A 5641-nucleotide genomic window follows, 5' to 3' on the forward strand; every position below is an offset into this window, starting at 1 on the left:
ATTTCTAGTTATTTCTTAAGAAAAAAGAAATCTGACATTCTCAAAATACTTTCATTGATTTGTATAAACAACATATGCTTTTCTGGAACAATTGCCAAATAGCTGAGTTTGCTGTCACCAATGTTAATGATCTGGTGAGCTTGCTACAGTTTCCCTTCATGCAACGTGCGATCGCAGGTGCTGTTTTGATGGGAATACTTGGCGGCTTACTAGGCAGTTTTGTCACCTTGCGTCAGTTGTCTTTTTTCAGTCATGCTGTTGGTCATGCTGCTTTGGTAGGTGTAGCACTCGGTGTCATACTACAGTTAAATCCCACCTGGATGCTGCTACCATTCACACTTATTTTTGGGTTGGTTGTCCTCTACTTTATGGATAAAACCGATTTAGCGAGTGACAGCGTTTTGAGTATTGTTCTGTCAGGCGCGTTGGCAGTAGGCGTGATTCTCACTAGCTTAATTCAAGGATATCGCGGTAACCTCATGAGCGTGCTATTTGGCGATATTCTCGCTATTGACTCGACAGATTTGATTTTGAGTTTGCTTGTGCTTGTTGGAGCCAGCGTATTCTTATTATCAACCCTTAGGCAGCAAATTTTGTTAACGCTTAACCCTGCTGTAGCAAAGGTGCAAGGTATTCCAGTTCAGTGGTATCGCTATGGGTTTGTTGTATTGCTGTCATTAGCTGTGGCTGTGGCAATTAAAGCTGTTGGCGTTTTACTAGTCAACGCTTTTTTGGTTATTCCCGCCTCTTGTGCAAAGCTGATGAGTCACCACTTCAATCGTTTCCTGTTGCTGTCTGTGATTGTGGGTTGCATAAGCAGTATTGCTGGCATCATTGTATCAGGTCTTTTCAACTTTGCTTCCGGTCCTAGTATCGTTCTTGTTCAGTTTGTGGTATTCTTGACTGTCTTTGGCTGCGTCAAGTTGAGAACAAAAGCCGCGTAAATTTTTTTTCTGCTAGGACTTGCACAATTACTGTGACTTTGCTATATTAAGTAATCGTGGGAATCAAAAATTCCACGCCGGGATAGCTCAGTTGGTAGAGCAGAGGACTGAAAATCCTCGTGTCACCAGTTCAAGTCTGGTTCCTGGCATATCTTGATGAGATCCGAATTGACGCGAGCCTCCAATCGAGCCATTGGTTGTGAGATATTAGCCTCACTCATAAAATAATTCACCAAATCTATATTTTCATTATGTACGGCAAAATGCCGTATATAAACTCGTTCTAAATTCCAAAAGCATCGCGAACCGAAGAGTGGTTGCAAAGTCAGTAATTATTGGGGATATGGGGTAAGATGTTTGCGTCAAGGGTGAAAATACTGAAAAAAAGTATTGAATGAGGACGACGCATTAATCGACACAAAACGCGCAAAGAGCTCCCCCAACGGGAGAGCCAGTGCAAGAGTGAGGACATGGTTGGCTCATTGATTGAGGACGCACTCATCTATACAAAACGCGTCACAGCCAAGAAGTACTGTAGCAATTTAGCTTGCAGCGGCTGGAACTGTAACGTGTCGTTGCAGCACACCAGAATTTTTGAGTTCTTGCAGGGTGACATTGTCAGTGCAAAATAAAACTGTTTCCAGTTCAGCAATCAGAACTTCAACCAACTCATCAACGGCTGTTTCTGAGTTTACAGCCGCTTCTAGAAAAGGTCTGGCTAAACCTGCGAGGTCGGCTCCGAGGGCGATCGCCTTAGCCACATCCAATCCATTACGCAGTCCTCCAGAAGCAATCAAGGGAATTGTTGGCGCGACTGCACGGATTTCGGTTATGCACTCAGCTGTTGGAAGTCCCCAGTCGGCAAAAGTTTGTCCCAGACGGCGCTGTTTGTTATCTTTTGCCCGTTCGCTTTCCACTTTTGCCCATGAGGTTCCACCCGCACCAGCTACGTCAATTGCTGTCACTCCCACATCAATTAACTTTTGTGCCATTGCTGCTGAGATTCCATTTCCCACTTCCTTGACAACCACAGGAACGGGAAGTTTTTCGCAAAGTTCGGCAATTTTAGGAAGCAACCCCCGGAAATTTGTGTCTCCATGCGATTGCACGCACTCTTGCAAGGGGTTAAGATGCAGAATCAGCGCATCCGCTGCCAACATATCCACAAGTTGCAAGCACTCGACAAGACCACATCCATAATTTAACTGGACAGCTCCCAAGTTTGCAAACAGCAGAATGTCAGGAGCAAGGTGGCGTACTGCAAAGGTCGAGGCTAGGTGGGGCATTTCTAGAGCAATTCGTTGCGAACCAATTCCCATTGCTAATCGGTAATGTTGAGCAACAGTTGCAAGCCGAGTGTTGACTAGTCGTGCTAGTTCAGTTCCCCCTGTCATTGAAGAAATCAGAAGTGGAGCACCGAGATTCTTACCCAAGAAGGTTGTTTGAATATTGATATCACTGCGGTCTAATTCCGGAAGACAGCAATGAGTAAAGCGATAGTATTCAAACCCACTCGTTACGTCCCGGAACTGTACATCTTCCTCTAAGCAGACACGAAGGTGATCGGCTTTGCGGTTCTCAATTTCTGTTGCAGCATCGACTGGGGGTATAGTATTGGTCATAATTTTTCTCTCAACAGTTGATTCACCTTTTCCCTGCAATAAAGTAGTGACAAAATCATTCCACTTTTGTTGGGACGTCTTAGCAAGAATCCTACTCATGACAGCAAGGAAAGATTGCTGCGCCTAAGTTTAACAAAAAGCTCACACAGTTCCTTTTGTTTTACTCAGTGTATGTGCGACCAGAGAAGAAACAGCACACGGAAATTTTAATGACTGCCAAAATGGTATAATGAAAGTGCCTATACAAGACGTAAAAACCAAATCCAGGATCTGAAGAAAGTAGACACCCTTCTCATGAATGGACATGGTTAAGGAAATATAACTCCGCGCTTGTCGTAAGATAGGGCTATGCAGAAAGGATGTCTGACAAGTGCTATGGACGCAATTTATATTCCGCAGCTTACAAAAGCGCCGCAAGCAACAGAGGAAATTCAAGTCAAAGAGTTTCTACCTGGTTTAGAAACTCTGACACCAGTTCGAGGTCGCATTCGCGTCCAGCATCATGGTAATTACTTAGAAGTATTTTCTCAAGCAGAAACAATCATCACTTGTACCTGCAGTCGATGCTTGCAAAACTACAATCATCGTTTAACCATTGATACAAAGGAAATCATCTGGTTAGATGAAGCAGCGAACGAAGATGATCTGCCACTAGAACGCGAAATCGCTTTTGATGATTTAGTAGAAACTTTATCACCCCAAGGATATTTTGACCCCGCTGCATGGCTGTATGAGCAAATATGCTTGGAATTGCCTCAACGACAGTTGTGTGATGCCAATTGTTTGGGTATTCAACCAAGCGCCCCGAGCAAATCTGATAAGCGTGTTGACAGGCGTTGGGCTTCTTTGGAAGGTTTGAAAAAGCAATTTCCGGGAGCGTAGTTTGATAAATTTGTAGTAGGCGCTTTAGCCTGAAAGCGTCTACTGCGAATTAGGAAAATTTCATCGCTCATTTTCCCAAACTATTAAGTTTCATGTAAGTGTAATAATTTTTTTCACTAATTTCTTTTCAAGTTTCGCACTACGAACTAGTCTAAACTCCAGAATCCAGTTATTGCAGGAATTGTTCAATGGAACCACTTTGAGAATTTTCGCTCAGAAAAATTTAGGATGTAATATGATAGATGGCAGCACAGTCACGCTTGCCAGACGATGCTCTGCTGCCTCAACCCCGATTGCCCGCAACCTCAAAATCCTGAAGGGATAATCCATTGCCAGAGTTGTGGCGCGCTACTGATACCTCTTTTAAGAGGTCACTATCGTATTATCAAGGTGCTTTCAGATGAAGGTGGGTTTGGTAGAACCTACTTGGCAGAGGACGTAGATAAGCTCAATGAACGCTGTGTCGTCAAGCAACTGGCACCGAAAGTCCAGGGGACGTGGGCTTTGAAGAAGGCGATTGAGTCATTCCAACAAGAGGCGCAGCGATTGCAAGAACTAGGAAAAAATTCGCAGATTCCGACCTTGCTGGCTTACTTTGAAGAAGATAACTATCTGTATTTAGTACAAGAGTTTATTGATGGGCAAACTTTGCTCAAAGAGTTGCGACAACGGCAAACATATCACGAAGCAGAAATTCGGCAAGTTTTGCTTGATTTGCTGCCCGTTCTCAAGTTTATTCACGAGCGCGGGGTAATTCACCGGGATATTAAACCACAAAATATTATGCGCCGTCAAACTGATGGCAAGTTAGTACTGATTGATTTTGGTGCCTCGAAACAACTAAGCGCAACAGTACGGACTAAACCAGGGACGAGTATTGGTACACGTGGTTATAGTCCTCTCGAACAATTACAGGATGGTGAAGCTCATCCAGCAAGCGATTTGTTTAGCTTGGGAGCTACGTGCTTTCACTTAATGTCTGGTGTTTCACCAGGTGCTCTTTGGGCAGAAAATGGCTATGGCTGGGTTGCTTCTTGGCAGCAATATTTGAAAAGTTCGATCAGTGCAGATTTAGCGAAAATTGTCGATAAGCTGCTGAAAAAGGACATTCATGAGCGTTATCAGTTAGCGGATGAAGTTCTCAAAGATTTGGAACCTCAGCCACCATCTCCGCAGCCACCTAGACTGAAAAGCAGACTTTTAGCAGGTGCTGGCATTGTGTTCTTGGGATTAGGAGGATTTTTGTACATAAACAATTTCCAGATCCTAAACCTGATAGCGGAAAACAATTTCTTGATGAAAACCCTCAATGGGCATTCCAATTTGGTGACTTCTGTCGCTGTGAGTTCGATCCCCCCTGACTCCCCGCTTTATAAGGGGGGACTGGGGGGAATTGTTGCTAGTGGTAGTTTTGACACAACACTCAAGCTGTGGAATTTGTCAACTAGAAAGGAAATTTTCACACTTGAGGGGAATGCTGGTTCAGTTTATTCCGTCGCCATCAGTCCGGATGGTCGTACTGTAGCCAGTGCCAATGGTGACAAAACAATTAAACTATGGAATGTATTCACTGGACGAGAAATTTATACCCTCTATGGACATTCGAGTTCGGTTGAATCTGTTGCTATTAGTCCAGATAGCAAAACGCTTGCAAGTGGCAGTTTTGATGGCAGCATCAAACTATGGGATCTGCCATCGGGAAGGGAAATTGCTACCCTAAAGGAACATTCTGGTGCAGTGAAATCTGTTGCCTTTGGTCCGGATGGACAAATTCTTGCTAGTGGCAGTGAAGACAATACTATCAAACTATGGAATTTAAAAAATAAACAGGTCATCAAAACTTTCAAGGGACATTCCCAACCGATTAGATCTGTGGCTATTAGTCCTATCCACTCTGACTCCCGGAGTTTGGGAGGACGACTCGGAGGGATTCTTGCCAGTAGCAGTGCTGACGACACTATCAAACTGTGGGATTTAGCAACCGGACAGGAAATCTACACCTTTAAGGGACATTCTTACTCAGTTAATTCTGTTGCTTTTACCTCAGATGGCAAAACCCTTGCAACTGGTAGTAGTGATCACACCATCAAATTGTGGGATGTGGCAACGAAAACGGAAATTCGTACCCTCAGGGGACATTCTAAAGAAGTTACTTCCGTTGCCTTTAGTCCCGATGGTAACACCCTTGTTAGT

General features: G+C 44.0%; 4 protein-coding genes and 1 tRNA gene. 4 read left to right on the top strand and 1 reads right to left on the bottom strand.

The window, feature by feature from the left end; genetic code table 11:
• The first annotated feature begins 74 nt into the window (after nt 1–74).
• Complete coding sequence (locus DP116_RS03220; protein WP_211173049.1) at nt 75–944, top strand: metal ABC transporter permease; 870 nt, start codon at nt 75–77, stop codon at nt 942–944.
• A gap of 76 nt (nt 945–1020) precedes the next feature.
• Nucleotides 1021–1093: transfer RNA gene (locus DP116_RS03225), tRNA-Phe, on the top strand.
• 393 nt (nt 1094–1486) lie between these two features.
• Here the strand turns inward: DP116_RS03225 and fni are convergent.
• The gene (fni, locus tag DP116_RS03230) at nt 1487–2566 is read right to left on the bottom strand and encodes a type 2 isopentenyl-diphosphate Delta-isomerase (protein WP_169153796.1); all 1080 of its coding nucleotides are present in this window, start codon (nt 2564–2566) and stop codon (nt 1487–1489) included.
• A 375-nt stretch (nt 2567–2941) separates the two neighbouring features.
• Here fni and DP116_RS03235 point away from each other — a divergent pair, with 375 nt between their 5' ends.
• Nucleotides 2942–3448, top strand: coding sequence for a YceD family protein (locus tag DP116_RS03235; protein ID WP_169153797.1), 507 nt, complete (start codon nt 2942–2944; stop codon nt 3446–3448).
• Between the two features lie 270 nt (nt 3449–3718).
• A partial coding sequence (locus tag DP116_RS03240) for a serine/threonine-protein kinase (RefSeq protein ID WP_169153798.1) occupies nt 3719–5641 on the top strand: 1923 nt, incomplete at its 3' end.

The sequence above is a fragment of the Brasilonema bromeliae SPC951 genome (assembly GCF_012912135.1).
Classification (GTDB): domain Bacteria; phylum Cyanobacteriota; class Cyanobacteriia; order Cyanobacteriales; family Nostocaceae; genus Brasilonema; species Brasilonema bromeliae.